The sequence below is a fragment of the Streptomyces sp. NRRL B-24484 genome (assembly GCF_000717715.1).
GTDB lineage: Bacteria > Actinomycetota > Actinomycetes > Streptomycetales > Streptomycetaceae > Kitasatospora.
In genome coordinates this window covers 92,885-111,693 of sequence record NZ_JOAI01000025.1, presented here as the reverse complement: position 1 = coordinate 111,693, position 18,809 = coordinate 92,885, and the positions used below count along the sequence as shown (strand labels likewise).

General features: G+C 74.5%; 19 protein-coding genes. 9 read left to right on the top strand and 10 right to left on the bottom strand.

Features of this window, described 5'->3' with window-relative positions:
• Positions 1-117: 117 nt before the first annotated feature.
• The 4 genes from IE98_RS52285 to IE98_RS0123055 form a co-directional block, all read right to left on the bottom strand.
• Positions 118-2,064: an adenylosuccinate synthetase gene (locus IE98_RS52285; RefSeq protein ID WP_063748989.1), complete on the bottom strand. Its 1,947-nt coding sequence runs from the start codon at positions 2,062-2,064 to the stop codon at positions 118-120.
• Between the two features lie 86 nt (positions 2,065-2,150).
• On the bottom strand, positions 2,151-3,143 hold the full coding sequence (locus IE98_RS0123065; protein WP_043174849.1) for a hypothetical protein: 993 nt from the start codon (positions 3,141-3,143) through the stop codon (positions 2,151-2,153).
• A gap of 10 nt (positions 3,144-3,153) precedes the next feature.
• Positions 3,154-4,230, bottom strand: a complete 1,077-nt coding sequence (locus IE98_RS0123060) for a molecular chaperone DnaJ (RefSeq protein ID WP_030271843.1) — start codon at positions 4,228-4,230, stop codon at positions 3,154-3,156.
• Positions 4,227-5,138: an NUDIX hydrolase gene (locus tag IE98_RS0123055; protein WP_078661217.1), complete on the bottom strand. Its 912-nt coding sequence runs from the start codon at positions 5,136-5,138 to the stop codon at positions 4,227-4,229. Before IE98_RS0123055 ends, IE98_RS0123060 begins: the two co-directional genes overlap by 4 nt.
• A gap of 282 nt (positions 5,139-5,420) precedes the next feature.
• Here IE98_RS0123055 and mmuM point away from each other — a divergent pair, with 282 nt between their 5' ends.
• From mmuM to IE98_RS0123025, 6 genes are all read left to right on the top strand, one after another.
• Positions 5,421-6,452 (top strand): homocysteine S-methyltransferase, encoded by a 1,032-nt coding sequence (mmuM, locus tag IE98_RS0123050; protein ID WP_030271838.1) that lies wholly within the window; start codon positions 5,421-5,423, stop codon positions 6,450-6,452.
• Positions 6,453-6,571: 119 nt separating this feature from the next.
• On the top strand, positions 6,572-7,336 hold the full coding sequence (locus tag IE98_RS0123045) for an IclR family transcriptional regulator (protein ID WP_030271836.1): 765 nt from the start codon (positions 6,572-6,574) through the stop codon (positions 7,334-7,336).
• 374 nt (positions 7,337-7,710) lie between these two features.
• Entirely contained in the window at positions 7,711-8,430 is a 720-nt protein-coding gene (locus tag IE98_RS0123040) for an MIP/aquaporin family protein (protein WP_030271834.1), read from the top strand.
• A gap of 94 nt (positions 8,431-8,524) precedes the next feature.
• Positions 8,525-10,057: a glycerol kinase GlpK gene (gene glpK, locus IE98_RS0123035; protein WP_030271832.1), complete on the top strand. Its 1,533-nt coding sequence runs from the start codon at positions 8,525-8,527 to the stop codon at positions 10,055-10,057.
• 152 nt (positions 10,058-10,209) lie between these two features.
• Positions 10,210-11,805, top strand: a complete 1,596-nt coding sequence (locus tag IE98_RS0123030; RefSeq protein WP_030271830.1) for a glycerol-3-phosphate dehydrogenase/oxidase — start codon at positions 10,210-10,212, stop codon at positions 11,803-11,805.
• Positions 11,806-11,879: 74 nt separating this feature from the next.
• Positions 11,880-12,188 carry a hypothetical protein gene (locus IE98_RS0123025; RefSeq protein ID WP_159401029.1) on the top strand — a complete coding sequence of 103 codons (309 nt, stop codon included), beginning with the start codon at positions 11,880-11,882 and terminating at the stop codon, positions 12,186-12,188.
• A gap of 75 nt (positions 12,189-12,263) precedes the next feature.
• On the opposite strand, the gene IE98_RS42905 is transcribed toward IE98_RS0123025, so the two are convergent.
• Both IE98_RS42905 and IE98_RS0123010 read right to left on the bottom strand, forming a co-directional pair.
• The gene (locus IE98_RS42905; RefSeq protein ID WP_052390844.1) at positions 12,264-13,778 is read right to left on the bottom strand and encodes a GntP family permease; all 1,515 of its coding nucleotides are present in this window, start codon (positions 13,776-13,778) and stop codon (positions 12,264-12,266) included.
• Complete coding sequence (locus tag IE98_RS0123010; protein WP_030271827.1) at positions 13,775-14,314, bottom strand: gluconokinase; 540 nt, start codon at positions 14,312-14,314, stop codon at positions 13,775-13,777. The genes IE98_RS42905 and IE98_RS0123010 overlap by 4 nt, the downstream gene beginning before the upstream one ends.
• 112 nt (positions 14,315-14,426) lie before the next feature.
• Here IE98_RS0123010 and IE98_RS0123005 point away from each other — a divergent pair, with 112 nt between their 5' ends.
• The gene (locus tag IE98_RS0123005) at positions 14,427-15,122 is read left to right on the top strand and encodes a FadR/GntR family transcriptional regulator (RefSeq protein WP_030271824.1); all 696 of its coding nucleotides are present in this window, start codon (positions 14,427-14,429) and stop codon (positions 15,120-15,122) included.
• Between the two features lie 155 nt (positions 15,123-15,277).
• Positions 15,278-15,607 carry a hypothetical protein gene (locus tag IE98_RS0123000; protein ID WP_030271823.1) on the top strand — a complete coding sequence of 110 codons (330 nt, stop codon included), beginning with the start codon at positions 15,278-15,280 and terminating at the stop codon, positions 15,605-15,607.
• 7 nt (positions 15,608-15,614) lie between these two features.
• Here IE98_RS0123000 and IE98_RS0122995 read toward each other — a convergent pair whose 3' ends face one another.
• On the bottom strand, positions 15,615-16,709 hold the full coding sequence (locus IE98_RS0122995) for an NADH:flavin oxidoreductase/NADH oxidase (RefSeq protein ID WP_030271821.1): 1,095 nt from the start codon (positions 16,707-16,709) through the stop codon (positions 15,615-15,617).
• A 112-nt stretch (positions 16,710-16,821) separates the two neighbouring features.
• On the opposite strand from IE98_RS0122995, the gene IE98_RS0122990 reads away from it, so the two are divergent.
• Positions 16,822-17,172: an ArsR/SmtB family transcription factor gene (locus IE98_RS0122990; protein ID WP_052390843.1), complete on the top strand. Its 351-nt coding sequence runs from the start codon at positions 16,822-16,824 to the stop codon at positions 17,170-17,172.
• 24 nt (positions 17,173-17,196) lie between these two features.
• Here the strand turns inward: IE98_RS0122990 and IE98_RS0122985 are convergent, their stop codons facing one another.
• From IE98_RS0122985 to IE98_RS0122975, 3 genes are all read right to left on the bottom strand, one after another.
• Positions 17,197-17,541, bottom strand: a complete 345-nt coding sequence (locus IE98_RS0122985) for an ArsR/SmtB family transcription factor (protein WP_030271817.1) — start codon at positions 17,539-17,541, stop codon at positions 17,197-17,199.
• Between the two features lie 2 nt (positions 17,542-17,543).
• Entirely contained in the window at positions 17,544-17,741 is a 198-nt protein-coding gene (locus IE98_RS0122980; protein WP_030271815.1) for a hypothetical protein, read from the bottom strand.
• Between the two features lie 179 nt (positions 17,742-17,920).
• Positions 17,921-18,784, bottom strand: a complete 864-nt coding sequence (locus IE98_RS0122975) for an SMP-30/gluconolactonase/LRE family protein (protein WP_030271813.1) — start codon at positions 18,782-18,784, stop codon at positions 17,921-17,923.
• Positions 18,785-18,809 lie beyond the last annotated feature (25 nt).

The following is an 18,809-nucleotide window of genomic DNA, read 5'->3' as shown; positions in this document are numbered from 1 at the left end:
CCGCCCGCGTGGTGGCTGACGAGCAGACCTTGCCATGTGATCGTCGGGCGCGCCAGGGGCCCCCGCCGTGGCACGGCGCGGCGCTGCGGCACCGCGGCGGCGGTCGGCGGCCGGAGGTCAGACCAGGTGGGCGTAGTCGCCGTTGAACCAGGCGTGGGCCACCCGGGTGTGGAAGGGGAAGGCCAGCCGGGACGGGGTGGGGAGGAACTGCCAGCCCTCGGTCTCGGATGTGGGGACGGAGGGCGGGAGGTCGTCGAGGCGACGGGCGGGGAGCATGCCGAAGAGGCAGAGGAATCCGCCCGCGGTGTCGGAGTCGGTGGCGACCAGGGTGACCCGGTCGTGGTCGGCCTCGATGCCGGTCTCCTCGCGGAGTTCGCGGACGCAGGCCTGCTGCCAGCTCTCGCCGTAGTCGATGTAGCCGCCGGGGAGGGCGAGCTCGCCGCAGCCCGGTTCGATGGTGCGGCGGATGACGACCAGGCCGTCGGCCTCGGGTGAGACGACGGGGAGCAGGGTGACGACCACGGGCAGCGGGTTGCGGTAGCTGATCTCGTTGCAGCCGGGGCACGTCCGGGGCCAGAGGGCGGTGCCGGGGCTGTAGGGGGTGCCGCACCAGTGGCAGTGCGAGCCGGGGCCGTAGGTCTTCCGGTCGGCCTGGTCTGTGGTCATGGGGTGGATGGTACTGCGGTGGGCGACGGCTCGACGGAGGTGTTTCTGACGGGACGTCGGGCCGTGGGACTCCAGGAGGACGGGGGTGCCGAGCCGGTCGGCGATCGCGTCGGACCAGTCCTGCGGGTCGGGGCCCGGGTCGGTGAGGGTGCCGGGTCGGGCGCGGAGCAGGGCGTCGGTGAGGCGGGCCTGGGCGTCGAGGTCGCCGGCCGTGCCGGTGGTGACGGCGTGCAGGGGTGCGCCGTCCAGTTCGTAGTCGTCGCAGAGGCGCAGCCCGCGGTGGCGGGCGGGGGTGTCGAGGTGGGTGAGGGCGAGGGCGTGGGCCCCGCCGGCGGCGGTGAGGGCGTAGCGGTGGCCGGGGGTGTCGAAGTGGCCGAGGCGGAAGGCGCCCTGCCAGCGGCCGGTGGTGTTGTGCGGCTCGGGGAGGTCGAGGGCCTTGTCCTCGGTGGGGAGCGGGCCGGGGCCGTGGCGGGTGGTGTAGGTGCGCAGGACGCCGAGCCGGAGGGCGGCGGGGGCGCCGGACTCGGCGAGGAGGGTCTCGGCGTTGGCGAAGGTGGTGGTGGACCAGGTGGTGTGGGGGTGGAAGCCGTGCTGTTCGTCGAGCAGGACGCCCTGGGCGCCTTCGAAGATCACCGGCCCGGTGCGGAGCAGCCGGGCGAGGTGGGCGGCGTCGGTGAGGCGGACGCGGGCGGCGAAGGCGGTGAAGGCCTCGGCGCAGTCGGCGGGCGGTGGGGCGGGGAGGTCGGCGGGGGCGATGCCGAGGTGGTCGGCGAGGCGGTCGCGGAGCCGGGTGAGGAGGGTGAGGAGGCGGGTGGGGCGGGTGCAGTCGTCGGCGGTCGGGGCGTCCTCGGGGTGGTCCAGGGCGTAGCTCGCGGTCTCGCCGATGCCGAGGCCGCAGGAGCCGTGGCGGTCGGGGCCGCGGCGCTGTTCGCGGATGCGGTTGGCGGCGGCGTGGTACGGGGTGGTGAGCAGGGCGCGGCGGTCGACGGTGAGCAGGGCGAACGGGTCGGGGACGCCGAGGGCGGTGAGGTGGCGGGCCTCGGCGGCGAGGGCGAGCGGGTCGACCAGCATGAACCGGGAGAGGTGGGTGGGGACGCCGGCGAGGGTGCCCGAGCCGAACTGGGCGAAGGTGTGGTGGCGGCCGTCGTCGGTGACCACGTTGTGGGCGGCCTGGGCGCCGCCGTTGTGGCGGACGACGGCGCGGGCCGGGTGGCGGCTGTCGGGGCCGAGCGGGCCGCGGCAGAGGTGGTCGACGACGGTGCCCTTGCCGGCGTCGCCGAATCCGAGGTCGCAGACGATGACGTGGCCGTCGAGTCGGGGGTGCGTCACGGCGGTGCCCGTTCTGTGCGCGGTGGGGCGGTCGGTGGTGAGGCGCTCGGTCGCGGGACGGTCGGTCACGGGACGGTCCGTCGCGGGGCGCTCCCGGCCCGTGCCGCGGCCGGCCGGGAGGGGGCGCGGCCGCGGCACGGGTGGGGCGGTGGCGGTCAGAGGCGGGTGGTGCCGGCTGCCGAGCGGTCGTCGGGGGCGAGCAGGGAGGCGCCGGGGACGGCGGCCGCCCTGCTGTGCCGGGCGAGCGGGTCGAGGGCCTTGCCGACGCTGGCGACGGCGCCGGACCCGATGTCGGCGAGGTCGTCGAGGCCCTCCTGGAGGTCGATGGCCTCCTCGCCGAGGCCGATGGTCAGTGCGATGGTTTCGCAGACGGCGTCGAGGTCGTCGAGTTCGAGGACGTTCTGGCCGAGCAGCTTGCGCCAGGTTTCGAGGACCTCGGTGTTGCCGGCGTGGGCGGCGCCCGCAGGGAGGATGAAGTAGACGTGGAAGAGCTGCCGGAGTTCGGCGAGGATCGCGGTGACCGGGACGTCCTCGGGGATGTCCTCGCCGAGGACGGCGCGGACCTCGCGGGCCTTGACCTTGCCGTAGGGCAGTTCGTCGCCGATGAGGAAGAGGTAGCCCTTGCGGCCGCGGCGCTCGACGCAGTCGAGGGCGGTGTGGCGGGCCATGGCGTACATGGCGAGCTCGTAGGACTCGGTCATCTGCCCGCCGCCACCGCCCTCCAGCAGGATGTTGCCGAGGTCGTCGTCCATCCGGTTGTCGGATTCGAACTGGCCGAGCTGGAGCGGGACGCGGTCGCAGGTGGCGTCACCGACGGCGCCGAAGAGGATCTGCGGGTCCTCGGTGTAGCCCTTGCGCAGGAGCAGGCCGAAGAGCTCGGGGAGCTTGGTCTGCAGCGTCCGCGGGACGGTCTGCATGGAGCCGGTGACGTCGAAGAGGACGGCGACGGCCAGTGAGGCGGGGTGCTCCGCGGAGTCGCGGCTCTCGCGGACGGTGAGGCCGTGCGGGTCGAGGGTGGGGTGGGCCTTCCAGCCGGAGCGGGCGCCGCGGGTGGTGGCGTCGCTGTAGGCGAAGGCGCTGGCGCCGGTGCCGGCGCGGTAGTGCGCGGCGGCGTCGTAGACGTCGGTGGACCAGGTGCCGCTGCCCATCGGGGCCTCCTCAGGCGGTGGGTGGTAGGTGGAACGGCCGGAAGGTGCGCGGGCCGTAGAGGGTGTGGAGCAGGTCGTCGAGCTCGGCGAGGAGCTTCCAGGCGTCGTGCGGTCGGCGGGGCTCGGCGGGCAGGGTGCAGCCGGCGACGAAGGCGCGGATCTGCCGCGGGGCGCGCTCGCCCATGAGCAGCTGGACGCAGCGGGTGGCGAGGTGGATGTCGGTGGCCTCGGTGACAGCCTGTCGGGCGGGGACCTCCGCCGGGTAGAGCGCGCGGTGGCGCTCCACCAGAGCGGGAGCGGGGCCGGGCGCGCCGGTGCCCGCGTAGCACCAGTCGACGAGGACCAGGCCGTGGTCGGCGGGGTGGACGAGGACGTGCTCGGGGAGGACCGCGCCGTGCCGGACGCCGGCGCGGTGGGCGTACCCGAGGGCGACGAGCAGGCGGCGCCAGATCCAGGCGGTGTCCCGCGGGTCGAGGCCGTCGGGGTGGGCCGCGAGGACGTCGGTCAGCGGGCGCAGGCCCTCGCGGCGGACGAGTGCGTTGACCTGGCGCGGGGCGCCGGCCGGGTCGGCGGTGTCCTGGTGGCGGAAGGTCTCCAGCAGGGTGGGGGCGTAGGCGTGGAAGCGGCGGTCGCCGTGGCGGGCGAGCCGGGTGAGGGCCTCGGCCTCGCGTTCGAGGAGGTCGTTGTCGACGGCGCTGCGCGGGATCTTGAGCAGCACCTCGGTGCCGGACCCGGTGGTGGCGGCGCGCAGGACGGCGATGTCGCCCGTGGCGGCGACCGGCCCCAGCCGGTAGGTGTGCCGGCCGGTGCGCAGCTCGGCGGCGGCACCGGCGGGCCCCTGGTACTGCTCCCAGAGCCGGCCGAGCGCGAGGAAGGCGGTGGTGGCGCGGGCCCGGTCGGCGGTGGACGCGGTGTCCGGGTGGAGGAGGCGGGCGAGGCGGCGGTACCGCCGGGCCGCCTCGGCCGGGTCGGCGGGGAGGACGTCCGCCGGGTCGGTGGCGGCGAGCACCGCGGCGGCCGCGTCCGCGAAGGTGCGCGGTGCGGGGCCCGGTCCGGTGGGCGGCCGGGCGGTGCGGGGTGCCGTCATCGGATGTCCTCCTCGTGGGAGGGGCGCAGCAGCGGCGGGTGGAGGAGGCGGGCGTCGCCCGCGTGGTAGGTGCGGGCGCGGGGGCCGCCCCGGGTGCCGCCGCGTTCGGTGGTGGCGCCGGTGGACTCGACGAAGCCGGGCACGGAGAGCACCTTGCGGTGGAAGTTGCCGGCGTGCAGCCGCTCGCCCCAGACGGCCTCGTAGACGGCGCGCAGCTCGGGGATGGTGAAGTCGTGGTGGAGGAAGGCGGTGGCCAGCGGGCTGTACTCGATCTTGGCGCGGGCGCGGTCCAGGCCGTCGGCGAGGATCACGGCGTGGTCGAAGGCGAGCCGGATGCCGGGCGGCCCGCCGACGCCACCCCCGTGGGTGTCGGCGGGCGGCCCGGCCGTTCGGGAGGCGGTCGGTTCGAGGGCGGAGACCGGGTGCCAGGCGGCGGCCGCGGCGTCGGTGCCGGCCTGCGGGTCGGGCAGGTCGGGGGCGAAGGCCAGGTAGGCCACGGAGACCACGTGCATGCGCGGGTCCCGCTCCGGGGCGCCGTAGCTGCCGAGCTGCTCCAGGTGGATCCGGCTGAGGGCCGCGGCGGCCTCCAGGGTGCCCTGCAGGCCGGTCTCCTCGGCGAGTTCGCGGACGGCGGCACCGGGGAGGTCCTCCTCGCCGGCGCGGAGGAAGCCGCCGGGCAGGGCCCAGCAGCCGCGGTAGGGCGGCTCGCCGCGCTCGACCAGCAGGACCTGCAGTTCGCCGGCGCGCAGCGTCAGGGCGACCACGTCGACGGTGACCGCGACGGGGGTGTAGGCGCGCGGGTCGTACTCGGCGAGCCAGTCGCGCTCGGCGCCGTGCCCGGCCTCGGCGGTGCGCCCCGCCGAGCCCTGGGTCGTGCCGTCGTTCCCGTGGTCGTCCTCGGCCGCCATGGTGCTCCTGCCTCCGGGTCGGTGCCGTTGTGCCGCCGCCGCGCTGCGCCCCGGAGTTGTTCTCCGAGTGAGAAGAACGTAGCGCAACCGGCGGACGCCCGCCAGCGGATATCGATCACTCGTACGGGTGGATCCGTCGGGACGGTCCCGTCGGCGCCCGTTCTCCGACCCCTGGCCACCGGACCCGCCGCAGCGGCTCTACAGTTCAGGCATCCACCCCCTTTCGGGCTTCCGCGCCGCGCCCCGCGGCAGCGCCGGAGCCCCACCGCAGCAGGAGGGACCGTGCCCGCCGCTCCCCCGCCCGCGGCCGCCCGGCCGGGCTTCGCCGCCGCCCTGGCGGCGGGGCCGCTGGTCCTCGACGGCGGCCTGTCGAACCAGCTGGCCGACGCCGGGCACGACCTCTCGGACGCGCTCTGGTCGGCCCGGCTGCTGGCGGACGCGCCGGAGGCGGTGACGGCGGCGCACCTGGGGTACTTCCGGGCCGGCGCGCAGGTCGCGATCACCGCCAGCTACCAGGCCTCCTTCGAGGGGTTCGCGCGCCGCGGGACGGGCCGGGCGGAGGCGGAGCGGCTGCTCGCCCTGAGCGTGCGGCTGGCCCGGGAGGCCGCCCGGCGGGCCGGGGAGGAACGCGCCGAACAGGAACGCGCCGAGGGGGAACGGGCCGGGGAGGAGCAGGACGGCACGTCCCGGGCCGGGGCCGGGCCGCGGGGCACGATCGCGGCCGGCCCGCTGTTCGTGGCGGCGTCCGTGGGCCCGTACGGGGCGGTGCTGGCGGACGGGTCGGAGTACCGCGGCCGGTACGGCCTGAGCGTGGCGGAGCTGGAGCGCTTCCACCGGCCGCGGCTGGAGGTGCTGGCGGCGGCAGGTCCGGACGTGCTGGCACTGGAGACCGTCCCGGACGCGGTGGAGGCGGAGGCGCTGCTGCGGGCGATCGACGGGCTCGGGGTTCCGGTGTGGCTGTCGTTCAGTGTCGAGGGCGGCCGGACCCGGGCGGGGCAGCCGCTGGAGGACGCGCTGCGGACGGCCGCGGGGGTGGACGGCGTGGTGGCGGTCGGGGTGAACTGCTGCAGCCCGGCCGACGCGGACGCGGCGGTGCCGGTGGCCGCGCGGACGACGGGCCTGCCGGTGGTGGTGTACCCCAACAGCGGCGAGGCGTGGGACGCGGCGGCCCGGGACTGGCGGGGCGGGTCGACGTTCCGTCCGGAGCGGGTGGCGGGCTGGCTGGCGGACGGGGCGCGGCTGGTCGGCGGCTGCTGCCGGGTCGGCGAGCGGGAGATCGCGGGGCTCGCCCGTGCGGTGCGCGGTGCGGGGTGAACGGGTCCGCGCGGGGTGCGGAGCGGTCGGAAAGGTGCGCGCCCGGCCGTCGGCCTGGCAGACTCGTGCCGTCAACACTTCGGTCGACAATGTCGACCGCCTGTCAGGGGAGGTAGCCAATGCCCGGCCCGATCCAGTCGCTCTCCCGGGCCGCCGCGATCATGCGCCTGCTCGCCGGCGGTGAGCGCCGGCTCGGGCTGTCCGAGGTCGCGACCGCGCTCGACCTCGCCAAGGGGACGGCCCACGGCATCCTGCGCACGCTGCAGCAGGAGGGGTTCGTCGAGCAGGACCCCGAGAGCGGGAAGTACCAGCTCGGCGCCGAGCTGCTGCGGCTCGGCCAGAGCTACCTCGACGTGCACGAGCTGCGGGCGCGCGCCCTGGTGTGGGCGGACGACCTGGCCAGGGCCAGCGGCGAGACGGTCTACCTGGGCGTGCTGCACCAGCAGGGCGTGCTGATCGTGCACCACGTCTTCCGCCCGGACGACACCCGGCAGGTGCTGGAGGTCGGCTCGATGCAGCCGCTGCACTCCACCGCGCTGGGCAAGGTGCTGCTGGCGTACGACCCGGTCGCCCGCGGGCAGCTGGACGACGGGCCGCTGCAGTCCTACACGCTGCGCACACTGACCGATCCGTCGGACGTGGACGCGGAGTGCGCGCTGATCCGCGAGCGGGGCTGGGCGGACTCGATCGAGGAGACCTGGGAGGGCGTGGCGTCGATCGGCGCGCTGATCCAGGACCGGCGGCGCAACCCGGTCGGCGCGGTCTGCGTGAGCGGCCCGGTGGAGACCGTCACCGAGGACGGCTTCGTCAAGCCGTCGCTGGTCGCCTCGGTGCGCAGCGCGGCCCGGGCGATCTCCCGGGACCTGGGCGCCGGACGGTTCTGACCCCTCCGGGGCCCTGCGGGGCACCGGGGACGTACGCGCGGGGCGCGGACGGGCGAGCGGCCCGTCCGCGCCCCTTTCGCATGCCCCGGGGCCTCGGGCACGTCCCCTCCGCGCGCCCGGAGGGCCCCGGTTCGCCCGTTCCACGGACTGTGCGGGCGCGTCCGGCGCGTCCCTGCGCCCTCGTCCGTCACAGGTGCGTAACCCTGCCTTGACGTGGAGGGTGACCGCGGTGGAAGCTTCCGCATGTCGGTCGACATTGTCGAACGGCGGCCGGGAAGATCCGCTCCCACTGCGCTCACCCGCACCGGATCGACCCGGCACACCTGCCCCCACCCGCACACGCACGTCCGGGCCATCAGGACAAGGGAGTCTCTGTGTCCGCTTTCTCCAACGGCGACATCTTCGTCGGCGAAACCCTCGGCACCGCCGCTCTGATACTCCTCGGCGGCGGCGTCTGCGCCGCGGTCACGCTGAAGAAGTCGAAGGCGATCAACGCCGGCTGGCTCGCCATCACCTTCGGCTGGGGATTCGCCGTCCTCATCGCCGCCTACATGTCGGCCCCCAAGTCCGGCGCCCACCTCAACCCGGCGGTCACCCTGGCCATCGCCGCCGACACCGGCGACTGGAGCAAGGTCCCGCTCTACATCGGCTCCCAGATGCTCGGCGCGTTCATCGGCGCCGTCCTGGTGTGGGTCACCTACCTCGGCCAGTTCCAGGCCAACGAGGAGCCCACCCTCGGCATCTTCTCGACCGGTCCCGAGATCCGGAACCCGATCCAGAACATGCTCACCGAGATCATCGGCACCTTCGTGCTCTGCCTCGCGATCCTCACCCAGGGCCTGAACAAGGGCCTCGGCCTCTCCGGCACCGGCATCCTGATCGTCGCCCTCACCGTGGTCGGCATCGGCCTGTCGCTCGGCGGCCCGACCGGCTACGCGATCAACCCGGCCCGCGACCTCGGCCCGCGCATCGCCCACAGCCTGCTGCCGATCCCGCACAAGGGCAGCTCGGACTGGTCGTACGCCTGGATCCCGGTCGCCGGTCCGGCCGTCGGCGGCCTGCTGGCCGGCGGTTTCTACCACCTCGTCTTCTGAGCCCGACCGGGGTTTGCCCCGCACCCGCCCACGGGGACTGACCCCACGTCAGGCCCGCCCGTCCCTGAAGCCCTCATCCAGATCCGAGGACCCCATGACTTCTGGCACCACGCCCACCGGGAACTACATCGCCGCGATCGACCAGGGCACCACGTCCAGCCGCTGCATCATCTTCGGCGCCGACGGCCGGATCGTCGCCGTCGACCAGCAGGAGCACTCGCAGATCTTCCCGCAGCCGGGCTGGGTCGAGCACGACGCCTCGGAGATCTGGACCCGCGTCCAGTCGGTGATCCGCGGCGCCCTCGAGAAGGCCGGCCTCACCAAGGACGACATCCGCGCCATCGGCATCACCAACCAGCGCGAGACCACCGTGCTGTGGGACAAGAACACCGGTGAGCCCGTCCACAACGCGCTGGTCTGGCAGGACACCCGGACCGAGGGGCTCTGCCGCGAGCTCGGCCGCAACGTCGGCCAGGACCGCTACCGCCGCGAGACCGGCCTGCCGCTGGCCAGCTACTTCGCCGGCCCGAAGATCCGCTGGCTGCTGGACAACGTCGAGGGCCTGCGCGAGCGCGCCGAGTCCGGCGACATCCTCTTCGGCACCATGGACACCTGGGTCATCTGGAACCTGACCGGCGGCGTCAACGGCGGCAGGCACGTCACCGACGTGACCAACGCCAGCCGCACCATGCTGATGAACCTCCACACGCTGGAGTGGGACGAGAAGATCGCCGAGTCCATGGAGGTGCCGATGACGGTCCTCCCGGAGATCCGCTCCTCCGCCGAGGTCTACGGCCACGCCGTCGGCGACCTGGAGGGCGTGCCCGTCGCCTCCGCGCTCGGCGACCAGCAGGCCGCGCTGTTCGGCCAGACCTGCTTCGACGAGGGCGAGGCCAAGTCGACCTACGGCACCGGCACCTTCCTGCTGCTGAACACCGGCGAGAAGGTCGTCAACTCCTACCACGGCCTGCTGACCACGGTCGGCTACCGGATCGGCGACCAGAAGCCGGTCTACGCCCTGGAGGGGTCGATCGCCGTCACCGGTTCGCTGGTGCAGTGGCTCCGCGACCAGCTGGGCATCATCTCGACCGCGGCCGAGATCGAGACCCTCGCCTCCACCGTCGAGGACAACGGCGGCGCCTACTTCGTCCCGGCCTTCTCCGGCCTGTTCGCCCCGTACTGGCGCTCCGACGCCCGCGGTGTGATCGCCGGCCTGACCCGGTACGTGACCAAGGGCCACCTGGCCCGGGCCGTCCTGGAGGCCACCGCCTGGCAGACCCGCGAGGTCGTCGACGCCATGCAGAAGGACTCCGGCGTCGAGCTGACCGCCCTCAAGGTCGACGGCGGCATGACCTCCAACAACCTGCTGATGCAGAACATCGCGGACGTCCTGGACGCCCCGGTCGAGCGCCCCTACGTCGCCGAGACCACGGCACTGGGTGCGGCCTACGCGGCGGGCCTCGCGGTCGGCTTCTGGAGCGACCTCGACACCCTGCGGGCCAACTGGCACCGCGCCGCCGAGTGGACCCCGCGGATGGACGAGGCCACCCGCGACCGCGAGTACAAGAAGTGGCTCAAGGCCGTGGAGCGCACCATGGGCTGGGTCGAGGAGGACGAGCAGGTCTGACGAACAGCCGGCCGGGGCAGCGCCGCCCCGGCCGGCCTTCGTGACGTTCCGGCCCGCCGCACCGGGCCGGCCCCGGTCTCCCCCGCGGAGACCGCACCGCACACCCCGAGAGGAGACACGGCAGCCCCGACCCGGGCCGCCGTACACACACCATGGCAACCATTCCGACTCTGGGCGCCGGCTACACCACCGGCCGCACCGCCTCCCGCGCCGAGACCCGCGAGCTGCTCGGCAAGGCCACCTACGACCTGCTGGTGATCGGCGGCGGCATCCTCGGCACCGCAACCGCCTGGACGGCGGCGCAGGCGGGTCTGAAGGTCGCCATGGTCGACGCCGGCGACTTCGCCGGCGCCACCTCCAGTGCCTCCTCCAAGCTCGTCCACGGCGGTCTGCGCTACCTGCAGACCGGCGCGGTCAAGCTGGTCGCCGAGAACCACAAGGAGCGCCGCGCGCTCGCCACCGACGTCGCCCCGCACCTGGTCAACCCGCTGACCTTCTTCGTGCCGGTGTACAAGGGCGGCCCGCACAGCGCCCCGAAGCTCGGCGCCGGCGTGTTCCTGTACTCGGCGCTCTCCGCCTTCCGCGACGGCATGGGCCGGGTCTCCACCGCCGCGCACGCCGCCCAGCAGGTGCCGGCGCTGCGCACCGAGGGCCTGCGCTCGGTCGCGGTCTACGGCGACCACCAGATGAACGACTCCCGGGTCGCCGTGATGACGGTGCGCGCCGCGGTCGAGTCCGGCGCGGTCGTGCTCAACCACGCCGAGGTCACCGGTCTGCGCTTCACCAGCGGCCGGGTCTCCGGCGCCGAGCTGCGGGACCGCCTGGACGGCACCGAGTTCGGCGTCTCCGCCCGCCTGGTGCTCAACGCCACCGGCCCGTGGGTCGACCACCTGCGAAAGATGGAGGACGCGGGCGCCGCCCCGTCCATCCGCCTCTCCAAGGGCGCGCACGTCGTCGTCAAGCGCCGCACCCCGTGGCGCGCCGCGCTCACCATCCCGATCGACAAGTACCGCGTGTCCTTCGCGATCCCGTGGGAGGACCACGTCCTGCTCGGCACCACGGACGAGGAGTACACCGGCGACCCGCTGGACGTCCGCGCCACCGAGGCCGACATCGACCAGATCATGGACGAGGCCGGCCACGCCATCCGCGACGAGCACCTCGACCGCGACCTGATCACCTACGCCTTCGCGGGCCTGCGGGTGCTGCCCGGCGGCCCCGGCGACACCGCAGCTGCGAAGCGCGAGACCGTCGTCAGCGAGGGCCGCGGCGGCATGCTGTCGGTCGCCGGTGGCAAGTGGACGACCTACCGGCACATCGGCCGCGCCGTGCTGGAGAAGCTCAAGCACGTGCCCGGCACCGGCCTGGCCGAGGACATGTCGCCCTTCCCGGCGACCGTCCCACTGCCCGGCGTCGGCGCGCCGAACGCCGTCGCGCACCGCCTGCTGGTCGACCGCGAGCCCGGCTCCCGGATGGAGCCGCTGGTCGCCAAGCACCTGGCGAGCCACTACGGCACGCTCTCCTTCGAGATCGCCCACCTGATCGCGCAGGACCCGGAGCTCGGCCGGCCGATCCACGCCGACGGCCCGGACGTCTGGGCGCAGGTCGCCTACGCCGCCGACAGCGAGTGGGCGTACACCGTGGACGACGTGCTGCGCCGCCGCACCACCATGACGGTGCGCGGTCTGGACACCCCGGAGGTCCGCCAGGAGGTCGAGGCCTTCCTCGGGAAGCGCGGGAAGAAGTAGGCAGTACCGGTAAAAGCGTTCGCCCCCTTCGCCGCCCGGCGCCTAGCGTCGGTGCGGGGAAGGGGGCGATGTGCATGGTGCGCAGGACGCCGCGGGAGAAGAAGCGGCTGAGCTACCTGAAGGACCGTCGGAACGCCTACGGCGAGAACGACAAGGGCTCGCGCACGAGCATCCGGCGCCGCAAGCGGGCGGTGAACAGCGCCAACCGCCGGCTGCACCGGACGGTGCTGGCGACGCTGAACGGCCGGCCGGCCGGTGACCGGGCTGCCGAGGTGGCGGAGCGGGCGGCCGGCCGGCGGCCGAAGCGGTGGCGCAAGGTGCCGGACGCGCCGCTCGGCGAGCTGCTCGCACAGCGGGCGGCAGCGGACGGCGGGCGCCGCTGACCGACGCGCCGGGGCCGGCGCACCCACCGGATCGACGGTGGTGTGCGTGGGCCCCGGCGCGTCCGCGGACGGGTCCTAGACGATCAGGCCGAGCGGCAGGATCAGGGCGATCGCGACCACCGAGATCACCGTCTCCATCACCGACCAGGACTTCACGGTCTGGCCGACGCTCATCCCGAAGTACTCCTTGACCAGCCAGAAGCCCGCGTCGTTGACGTGCGAGAAGAAGAGCGAGCCGGCGCCGATCGCGAGGACCAGCAGGGCGGAGTGGCTGCTCGACATGCCGGCGGCCAGCGGGGCGACGATGCCGGCCGCGGTGATGGTGGCCACCGTGGCGGAGCCGGTGGCCAGCCGGATCAGGACGGCGATCAGCCAGCCGAGCAGCAGCGCGGAGACGTGCCAGTCGGTGGCCCACTCGCTGACGGCCCGGCCGACGCCGACGTCGATCAGGGTCTGCTTGAAGCCGCCGCCCGCGCCGACGATGAACACGATGCCGGCGATCGGGCCGAGCGACTTGGCGACGCTGTCGGAGACCTGGCCCTTGGTGAAGCCGGCGGCCCGGCCGAGGGTGACCATGCCGAGCAGCACCGCGGCGAGCAGCGCGATCAGCGGCGAGCCGATGAAGTCGAAGAACCGCTGGACGCCGGCCTTCGGGTCGTCGACGACGACGTCCACCAGCGCCTTGCCGAGCATCAGCACGACGGGCAGCAGGATGGTGCCGAGCACCGCGCCGAACCGCGGGGCGTGCTCGGGGCGGACGGCCGCGGGCAGGGCCGTGCGGGTGGCGGTGGCCGTGCCGGTGCCGCCCGCGGTGGTCCCGTGCGGGGTGCCGTCGGCGGCGGGCCCGCCGGAGTCGGTACCGGACGCGGAGTCGGTGCCGGGGGCTGAGTCGGTGCCGGGGGCGGCGGGCACGTCGAGCGGGCCCACCCAGCGCTCGGCGATCCGGGCGAACAGCGGACCGGCGACGATCAGCGTGGGGACGGCGATCAGCAGGCCGAAGGCGAGGGTGACGCCGAGGTCGGCCTTGAGCGCGTCGACCGCGACCAGCGGGCCGGGGTGCGGGGGCACCAGGCCGTGCAGGACGGAGAGTCCGGCGAGCGCGGGGATGCCGATCCGCATCAGCGGGACGTTCCCGCGGCGGGCCACCAGCAGCACGATCGGGACCAGCAGGACGACGCCGACCTCGAAGAAGAGCGGCAGGCCGAGCACGGCCGCGATCAGCGCCATCGCCCAGGGCAGTCCGCGCTTGCCCGTCCGGGCCAGCACGGTGTCCGCGACGGTGTTGGCGCCGCCCGAGTCGGCGAGCAGCTTGCCCAGCATCGCGCCGAGGCCGATGAGCAGGCCGACGCCGGCGACGGTGCTGCCGAAGCCGGTGGAGAAGCTGGTGAGCAGCTTGTCGAAGGGGACGGCGGCGACGGCGGCGAGCAGGCCGGAGCCGAGGGTGAGGGCGAGGAAGGGGTGCAGCTTCAGCTTGGTGATCAGCAGCACGATGGTGCCGATGCTGAGCAGGACCGCGAGCAGCAGTCTGCCGTTGCTGTCGGTGTGCGGCAGGGCCGGTGCGGCGGCCGCGAGCAGGGAGGTGGGGGTCACGCGAGGTCTCCGTTGACATGGCCCAGCAGGGCTGCGGCCGACTCGACGAGGGTTGCGGGGGTGGCGCCGACGTCCAGTACGGCACCGTGCTCGTCCGGCTGGAGGGGTTCGAGCAGGGCGTACTGGGAGTCGAGGAGGGAGGTCGGCATGAAGTGGCCGACGCGGTGGGCGATCCGGTCCTGGACCAGTTCGTGACCGCCGCTGAGGTGCAGGAAGAAGGCGTCCGGGCAGTGCGCGCGCAGGGTGTCGCGGTACTGCCGTTTCAGGGCCGAGCAGGTGACGACCCCGCCGGTGCCGGCGGTGGCCCGGTCGCCGAGCCAGCGGCCGAGGGCGTGCAGCCACGGCTCGCGGTCCCGGTCGTCGAGCGGGACGCCGGCGCTCATCTTGGCGATGTTCTCCGCCGGGTGGAAGTCGTCGGCCTCGGCACCGGGCAGGCCGAGCCGCTCGGCGAGCAGCCGGGCGACGGTGGTCTTGCCGACGCCCGACACGCCCATCACGACGACGACGGGCGGCCGGGTCTCGACGCTGAGAGCCATGGGGTGGTGCTCCTCTTCTGCCTGTTCCGCGCTCACCTTCGCGCAAAGGTATGACTTATTCAAGCGGCCGCAACGCAATCGTCATACTTTTACTTCCCGATAGTCTGACCCGATGGAGATCCAGGGCCTGCCCGGCCGACTGCTCGCCGACCTCGGCCCCGCCATCGCCGGCGGCGAGATCCCCGAGGGGGCCGTGCTGCGCGGCGAGGAGCTGGAGGAGCGCTTCCGGGTCTCCCGCACCGTCGTCCGCGAGGCCGTCCGCATCCTGGAGTCGATGCGCATGGTCGCCCCGAAGCGGCGGGTCGGGATCACCGTCCGCCCGAAGTCCGAGTGGGACGTCTTCGACCCGCTGGTGATCCGCTGGCGGCTGGCCGGCGCCGACCGGGCGGCCCAGCTGCGCTCGCTCGGCTCGCTGCGGGTCGCGGTGGAGCCGGCCGCGGCCGCCCTGGCCGCCGTGCACGCCAGCGACGACGACCGGCGCGAGCTGAGCGCCCTGGCGGTGGAGCTGACCGTCACCGCGCGCGCCGCGGACCTGGAGACCTTCCTCGCGCACGACATCGCCTTCCACGCGATCGTGCTGCGCGCCTCCGGCAACGAGATGTTCGCCCACCTGAAGGACACCGTCGGCGCGGTGCTGACCGGCCGCACCGAGCACCACCTGATGCCGCACCAGCCCCGGCCCTACGCCGTGCAGTTGCACCGGGAGGTGGCCGAGGCGATCTGCGCCGGCGACGCGGAGCTCGCGGAACGGTCCATGCGCACGATCGTCGCGGGGGCGCTCGACGAGCTCAACGCAACACTGGACTGACGGTCCGCCACGGGCGGAGTGCCGGATTCCGGGGTGAATCGGGGATTTCCGGGCATGGCGGGCCGGAGGCGGGGCAGGGTGGTGGATACCGGTCGGGGTGCGCCGGAGCACGCCCGCCGCGCTCGTCACGTCCGCCGCGCCGGGGAGGCCCGCCGATGTCCGCCGTTGACCGCCGTCCGCCCCACGAGGTGCGCGCCGCCGCCGTCCGCGCCCTCTTCAGCCTCGCGCTGACGCTGGTGGCGCTGATCGTCGCGACGCTGGCCTCGTACGCGGGCAGCGGACTGCTGGCGCCCGCACTGCTGCTGATGGCCCTCGGGGTGTTCGGGACGGCGTGGAGCCTGTTGGAGATCCTGATCTCGCGCCAGATCGCGGCGCAGCGCCTGCGCGGCCCGAACTCCGCCTCGCCGCTCGCGGGCAGCCGGGAACCGCGGCGGCGCCCGGCGGGTCGCCGGGCGCCGCTGGAGAGCAGCCGGGTCTGGCGCTGACGGCCGGTCAGCCGCGCGGGCCGACCGCGTAGCCGTACTGGCGGGGCCAGGTGCGCTCGGCGCCCAGCTCGCGGGCGGCGTGCAGCGGCCAGTACGGGTCGCGCAGCAGCTCGCGGCCGAGCATCACGGCGTCGGCGCGACCGGCGACGACGACCTCCTCGGCCTGTGCGGGCTCGACGATCAGGCCGACCGCGCTGACCGGGACGCCCGCCTCGCTGCGGACCTGCTCGGCGAACGGCACCTGGTAGCCGGGGCCCGGCGCGATGGCGGCGTTCTGGACGTTGCCGCCGCTGGAGACGTCGACCAGGTCGATGCCGACGGCCTGCAGCTCCTTGGCGAGCAGCACCGTCTCCTCGGGCGTCCAGCCCGGCTCGCCGTCCAGCCAGTCGGTGGCGGAGACCCGGAAGAACACCGGCAGCTCCTCGGGCCAGACCGCGCGGACGGCGGCCGCCACCTCCAGCGCGAACCGGGCGCGGCCGGCGAAGGAGCCGCCGTAGCCGTCGGTGCGGTGGTTGGAGTGCGGCGAGAGGAAGGAGTGGATCAGGTAGCCGTGGGCGCCGTGCACCTCGGCGACCCGGAAGCCGGCCTCGCGGGCGCGGACCGCCGCGGCGGCGAAGTCCCGGACGAGTTCGGCGATCTGCTCGACGGTCAGCTCGTCCGGCACCGGGTAGCCGGCACCGAAGGCGACCGGCGAGGCGCCGACCGGCTGCCAGCCGCCGTCCGCGGCGGCCAGCGGCCTGGAGCCGTCGTTCGGGCGGCCGGTGGAGGCCTTGCGGCCGGCGTGGGCGAGCTGGATCGCGGGCACCGCGCCGTGGGCGGTGATCAGTGCGGCGACCCGGGCCAGCGCCTCCTGCTGCCGGTCGTTCCACAGGCCGAGGTCGTAGGGCGAGATCCGGCCGTCGGCGCGGACGGCGGTGGCCTCGGTCATCACCAGGCCGGCGCCGCCCGCGGCGCGCGCCCCGAGGTGGGCGAGGTGGAAGTCGGTGGCGACGCCCTGCTCGGGGCCGTCGGGCGCCGCGGAGTACATGCACATCGGGGCGAGCCACACCCGGTTGGGCACGGTCAGCGAGCGGAGGGTGATCGGCTCGAACAGGGCGCTCACGGCAGCTCCTTCGGCGGTGGCCCCGACGGGCCTGCGGGCTGATGCTGCTCAGTACGATAACTCTCGTACTACGAGAACTGTCAAACTACGATGATCCTCGTACCATGAGGGGGTGACCGAAACCCGCCACGACGCCTGCGTGCCCCTCCCGGAACCCGCCGTCGGCGAGATCCGCCTGGAGGCCGTGCTGCACGCGCTCGCCGACCCCGTCCGCCTGCGGATCGTCTCCTCGCTGGCGGGCTGCACCGACCAGGTCAACTGCCTCGCCTTCGACGTGCCGGTCGCCAAGTCCACGCTCACGCACCACTTCCGGGTGCTGCGGGAGGCCGGGGTGATCCGGCAGGTGCGGCGCGGCACGTCCAGGATGAACTCGCTGCGCGGCGAGGACCTGGCCGCGCGCTTCCCCGGCCTGCTCGACAGCGTGGTGGCCGGCCACCGGGCGTCCCACCGGCAGCCGGTCTGACGTCCCGCCCGCGCGGACCGGGCCTCAGGCGGTCGGGACGCGCCCGCCGCCGCGCAGTTCGGCCAGCAGCACGCCCTGGTCGGCGATCATCTCGGTGAGGATCCGCCGCGCCGCGCGCAGCAGGTCGGCGACGTCCGGGGTGCTCAGCTCGTAGACCACGGTGTTGCCCTCGCGGGTCGCCTTGACCAGGTTGGTGCGGCGCAGCACGGCCAGTTGCTGGGAGAGGTTCGAGGGCTCGATGTCCATCTCGGCGAGCAGCTCGCGGACGGGACGCGGACCCTCCTGGAGGAGTTCGAGGACACGGATGCGGGCCGGGTGGCCGAGGGTCCGGAAGAACTCCGCCTTGGCCTGGTAGAGCGGGACCGGCATGCTCAGTCGTCCTCGTCTTCCTCTTCGTCCGGCGTGTGGGGCAGCTCGACGCCGTGGCGCGCCGCGATCCGCAGCAGGCTCGCGATCCGCCCCCGGTAGGCCTGCACGCCGTCGTCGTCGCCCGCCTCCAGGGCGGCGGCGAGGTCGCCCCGGGCCCGGACCAGCTGCGCCCCGAGCTCCTCGCGGAACAGGTCCGTCACGGCTGACCTCCGATGCCGGCAGCGGCGCCGGCCCACCGCCCGGGTCAGGCCCGGGGGGTCCAGCATCCAAGACTGGGAAGACTTCTTCAAGTTTCCGACCGAGTACGACACCTCGCCCATCGGACGGTGTATCGGCCCGGCCGCACCGGCCACCGGCGGCCGGCGCGGCAGCCGCGCCGTCAGCCGCGGAAGCGGTGCGCGGCCCGGCCGCGGACCCCCGGGGTGCAGGCGAAGATCCCGCCGGCCAGCGGCTGCTCGGCAAGCTGGGCGGGGGTGAGGTTCTCGGTGGCGGTGGTGATGTACAGCGTGTCCAGGTCGGGGCCGCCGAAGGCGCAGCTGGTGGTCACGGTGGCAGGGACGGCGACGACCGTGTCGAGGGTGCCGTCCGGCAGGTAGCGGCGGACCGTGCCGGAGAAGGCCACGGCGACCCACACCCCGCCCTCGGCGTCGACCGCGAGGCCGTCCGGGACGCCGCCCTCGGTGGTCACGAAGGGGCGGGGGTCGAGCAGCCTCCCCTCCCGGTAGCGGTAGGCGCGGACCTCGCCGGTCGGGCTGTCCGCGTAGTAGGCGGTGGCGCCGTCCGCCGTCCAGTCGAGGCCGTTGGAGATGGTGACCCCGGACAGTGCGGTGTGCACAGTGTGGTCAGGGTCCAGCCGGTGCAGGGTGCCGCGGCCCGGCTCGTGCGAGTAGGCCATGGTGCCGGCGAGCAGGCGGCCCTCGGGGTCGCAGACGGCGTCGTTCATGCGCAGTTCGCCGCCCTCGGAGTCGAGGTCGGCGATCCGGGTCGTCCGCTCGCCGTCGAACAGCGCGAAGCCGTCGGCGACGGCCAGGACGAGCCCGCCGGACTCGCGCAGCGCCACCGCGCCGACCGGCAGGCCGGCCTCGAAGAGGGTCCGCCGGCCGGTCGCCGGGTCCCAGCCGTGCACCCGTCCGGCCAGGATGTCGACCCAGCGCAGGACCTGGTGGCGGTCGTCCCAGAGCGGGCTCTCGTTGAGGTGGGCGCGGTCGCGGACGACCGGCTCGGCGTGCAGGGTGCGGGGCATGGGGGCTCCTGGTCGGGCGGGTGCG

Excerpts from the sequence above, each read along its gene's own strand:
- IE98_RS0123065 (WP_043174849.1), bottom strand. The coding sequence starts at position 3,143 with ATGGGCAGCGGCACCTGGTCCACCGACGTCTACGACGCCGCCGCGCAC.
- IE98_RS0123060 (WP_030271843.1), bottom strand. The coding sequence starts at position 4,230 with ATGACGGCACCCCGCACCGCCCGGCCGCCCACCGGACCGGGCCCCGCA.
- IE98_RS0123055 (WP_078661217.1), bottom strand. The coding sequence starts at position 5,138 with ATGGCGGCCGAGGACGACCACGGGAACGACGGCACGACCCAGGGCTCG.
- IE98_RS0123045 (WP_030271836.1), top strand. The coding sequence starts at position 6,572 with ATGCCCGGCCCGATCCAGTCGCTCTCCCGGGCCGCCGCGATCATGCGC.
- glpK (WP_030271832.1), top strand. The coding sequence starts at position 8,525 with ATGACTTCTGGCACCACGCCCACCGGGAACTACATCGCCGCGATCGAC.
- IE98_RS0123030 (WP_030271830.1), top strand. The coding sequence starts at position 10,210 with ATGGCAACCATTCCGACTCTGGGCGCCGGCTACACCACCGGCCGCACC.
- IE98_RS0123025 (WP_159401029.1), top strand. The coding sequence starts at position 11,880 with ATGGTGCGCAGGACGCCGCGGGAGAAGAAGCGGCTGAGCTACCTGAAG.
- IE98_RS0123010 (WP_030271827.1), bottom strand. The coding sequence starts at position 14,314 with ATGGCTCTCAGCGTCGAGACCCGGCCGCCCGTCGTCGTCGTGATGGGC.
- IE98_RS0123005 (WP_030271824.1), top strand. The coding sequence starts at position 14,427 with ATGGAGATCCAGGGCCTGCCCGGCCGACTGCTCGCCGACCTCGGCCCC.
- IE98_RS0123000 (WP_030271823.1), top strand. The coding sequence starts at position 15,278 with ATGTCCGCCGTTGACCGCCGTCCGCCCCACGAGGTGCGCGCCGCCGCC.
- IE98_RS0122985 (WP_030271817.1), bottom strand. The coding sequence starts at position 17,541 with ATGCCGGTCCCGCTCTACCAGGCCAAGGCGGAGTTCTTCCGGACCCTC.
- IE98_RS0122975 (WP_030271813.1), bottom strand. The coding sequence starts at position 18,784 with ATGCCCCGCACCCTGCACGCCGAGCCGGTCGTCCGCGACCGCGCCCAC.